This is a genomic window from Reichenbachiella sp., from assembly GCF_039941815.1.
Classification (GTDB): Bacteria; Bacteroidota; Bacteroidia; order Cytophagales; family Cyclobacteriaceae; genus Reichenbachiella.
This window is the reverse complement of record NZ_JBDVDW010000041.1, coordinates 1-3,479: the sequence shown is the minus strand read 5'-3', so window position 1 is coordinate 3,479 and position 3,479 is coordinate 1. Positions and strand designations below refer to the sequence as shown.

The 3,479-nt window shown below is 40.3% G+C and carries 4 protein-coding genes and 2 pseudogenes; all 6 read right to left on the bottom strand.

All coding sequences use genetic code 11. The annotated features are described in order from the left end of the window. Positions 1–222, bottom strand: a 222-nt coding sequence (locus ABJF11_RS10730) for a hypothetical protein (RefSeq protein ID WP_348119848.1), incomplete at its 3' end; no start/stop codon positions are given. A 169-nt stretch (positions 223–391) separates the two neighbouring features. Next, entirely contained in the window at positions 392–727 is a 336-nt protein-coding gene (locus tag ABJF11_RS10725) for a hypothetical protein (protein ID WP_348119847.1), read from the bottom strand. Then, positions 691–1,668: pseudogene (locus ABJF11_RS10720) on the bottom strand (RHS repeat-associated core domain-containing protein); the annotation flags it as partial. The gene ABJF11_RS10725 and the pseudogene ABJF11_RS10720, both read right to left, overlap by 37 nt. A gap of 109 nt (positions 1,669–1,777) precedes the next feature. Then, positions 1,778–2,392, bottom strand: a complete 615-nt coding sequence (locus ABJF11_RS10715) for a hypothetical protein (protein ID WP_348119846.1) — start codon at positions 2,390–2,392, stop codon at positions 1,778–1,780. Further along, complete coding sequence (locus tag ABJF11_RS10710) at positions 2,389–2,667, bottom strand: hypothetical protein (protein WP_348119845.1); 279 nt, start codon at positions 2,665–2,667, stop codon at positions 2,389–2,391. Before ABJF11_RS10710 ends, ABJF11_RS10715 begins: the two co-directional genes overlap by 4 nt. Positions 2,668–2,695: 28 nt before the next feature. Further along, positions 2,696–3,479, bottom strand: a pseudogene (locus tag ABJF11_RS10705) (hypothetical protein); the annotation flags it as partial.

The following is a 3,479-nucleotide window of genomic DNA, read 5'->3' as shown; positions in this document are numbered from 1 at the left end:
CTCTGAGCCGGCGTTGAACTTGAAGTTTTGATCGGTGATCGCTGCCCGGCTGTAGGAGTTGAAAGAGAGGCCGAAGGATCCTCCCGCCACCTGGCTCTTCGTTAAAAATGTCCACCGGACATTTTCTAGACACTCAGCCCCCTTCTGAACCACAGGTGAATGGGTGTAACTGACTTGAAGGTCGTCAAAGTAGACTGGGCTGGTGACATCAATTTGTCTCATACGCTTGCTGTTCTCTCAATAACAAAAATCCCCAATACTACACAGCATCAGGGATTCCTAATTTCTTTAATTCCACGAATGCGTTACGTTAAAAAGCTAAACGCGCTCGGTCAGGGCAGCTTGTGAAAGTACTTTTCCGAGCTCTCACTTCTCGGCACACCGCGCCCGATCAGGATCGTTTCTTCAATAGAGGAAATACGATAATCAATATGATAGCAATGACAAATACGTAATTCAATAATTTTGAAGCCTTTGCTATTGCTTTTACATCTTGGCTAACTTCAATAAACAGAAGATTTTTTTTTGTAGCTATTGAGGAGTCATTAGTTTCAATTAAACAAATATCATTTTTCAGCAAACTAACTTGCGTTTCTATCAAGTCAATTTTAATTGAAATATAACCTGTAAAAAACAGACAAATTAGCATTACAAATATTGAAATGCCTTTTTTCATAATTGTGTTTCTTATCATTCTATTACTTTCTTTTTCAACTTTTCTTCCCATGTCATATTTTTCCACCATTCCGTAGTATAGCTGGCAAAAGTAAAATCATGTGCCATTTGCAGCAACTCATTATGAAGGCTAGAATTACCAGTTCTTAAGAGCATCTGCTTTCGCCAACTATATCCATAAGTTGAAGAACCATTTCCAATTATATTATCGCCGGACGCTTCCCACGCACCAAGCAGCTTATACTTGACTGTTGATTGCCCTTCCTGATTCCACGGTGATCTTGGATCATTATGTGCAATTTTAATAAAATTCTCATAGACTTGCTCTAAATAGATTACTTCGGCTGCCTCCATTTCAAGTTGTTCTGAATGCGTGGGATCACGAGGACCTAGTTCTGATCCATTTGATTGCTGCATTCTTTGAAGAAAAGAAATATCCACATTCCAAGTACCTGCTTCTGAAGCATAATATACTAAACGTCCGTCTTCAGTGATTTTCCAACCTAATTCTCCTGTAACATCAATCATCTCTGAGTTGCTCAAACCTCTACTTTCGTTCTTCGCTACATCAAATCGCTTTTCTTGCACTGATTTACCATAAAATATAGCAAAGGTACTCCTTGTCATCATGTTCGAATTTCTCAGAAAATCTTGTACACCTCCTATGATATCCCAAGCAAAATCTGTCCAGTGCCCCCCAGATCCAGCGATTGCGCTTTGTCCACCTCTTCTCCCGTAGTTTCTAGAAAGCGCACAATTACATGGTCCAAGTCCACTATCACCGCCATTCTCTTCGTCACCATCAGGCGAATCCAAGCCAGTTGGATCATTCCGATTGATGGGATTGTTGTAGGCGAACTGCCCTGGCCCAACGGTCATGTTCCACTCCGCCAACTTATCCACCCCATGGAATCTACCCAGGCTCGGGTCGTATTTTCGGAATGGCGTGCTGTACCAGTCGGTCATTTTCTCTAGTTCACTTCCCGCATTAAACTTGAAGTTTTTCCTGTCTCACTCTTTTTATACCTTGCTTCAATTGAAAATTTGCTGGGTTTGCGCTGATAAACTTCTTTACGCATCCCAAATCCCATAAACCCCATTTCTAGTTATTGTTTAGTTGATTCAAACTATCTATTTCTTTAATTTTTTCTCTTTCCTCTTCACTGATCGGAGGGAGTTTGGGAAGGTTGTGACCTCTTATTCTGCCTAATGAATCCCTATATAATACATAATAACCAAGTTCATCAGGACTAAGTTGTGCATTTGAAAATCTAAAGTTGTACTCTCCAATGATAAACACTTTCTCTGAAAATTGATTCTCTGTATAATAGTAAAAAGTGTCTTCATACATACAAACATGATGCTTAATTTCCCCTAGGTAAAACTCCTTAGTATAAGAATCGATCTTTTGAACTTGTTGATCTTTATCGGAAAAAAAGGTTAAAAATTTGCTTGTATCACCATCCTCCTTTCTCATTGAGTAAAATAAGTTTTCATCACTTTCTGAGCTAACCATTACCTCCCATCCAATTGGGTCAATATAATAATCAACCATATTCAAATTTAGCTTGACAGCTCCCTTAGAAGATCGATTAGTGTATTCTAAACATTTCACATTTTCGTCTTGTGGTCTTCTCTCATCACGTTTAAAGTAATTATAGATAATACCCAATACAACAACGATCACAATAACCAAATAAACTTTTTTCATCATCATTGATAGTATTTTCCTGTAAAGTCAAAATGAGCATTATTAAAGTCTGTAAAATTTGAATATTCCAAAATGACTCTTGGGTCATTCCCATTGGCTCCGTGCAACCTAATTTGATATCTATTGTCAAATATTCTAGTCGACAATCCGCCAATATTATTCCATTTATGTTCTTTCCAAGCACTTTCAGAACCAGTCCCTCCCCAATTGGCAGGCCACACAATCCAAGAAACCTCCATACCATCATATGTACCTTTACCGCTGATTTGAGGGTTTGCCATGGATCCCCCGAAAAAACCATTATACCAATCAACCAAAAAAATTCCCACTTGACGGCTTAACCATACTTTGTGCGACGTTGCTCAAATGATAATTTCCATTATCCATACCCCTTCCAACATACCTAAAGTGATTGATTAAGCCAGCAAGAGCTTGGTCGTCCCCACCAAACAAATTCACAGCAGGAGGTAATACCTCATCAGCATTATTAGGAACCCATATTCCATCTATTACTTGATCTCCATTTTGCGCTGGTTGATAAATTACATCAGGGTCAAAAATTCCAATTAAACTCCCATTCAATGTAACGGCAACAAGTGGAACCGCTGAACTTTCAATACCACCTGTGCGTGAAGTCACATCATGAACCTCGATTCCTGCCCCTTTAGCAGTAACTGATGTTAGAGGTTCTGACGTACTCAAGGCTTTATTGAATTTTGCCATCATATGTTGATAGAAATTCGGACTAGATGCTCCAAATATACGATTATAAAGTGACCCAAATCTTCCCGCGACTGCCCAACCATTGTTTCCTCCATGGCCTTGCGTAGCTTTGGCAATATTATCATACCCTCGCATATCATATCCATACCATGGACCTTGCATTGGAATAGGAGGCACCCCGCCACCACCGCCGCCATTCTCTTCGTCGCCGTCGTTGTCGTCTAGTCCGGTAGGGTCGTTGAAACTAATTGGGTTGTTATGTGCAAAGGAACTCGGCCCTACGGTGATGTTCAACTCCGCCAGCGCATCCACCCCATGGAATCTGCCCAGGCTCGGGTCGTATTTTCTAAACGGGGTGCTGTACCAGTCA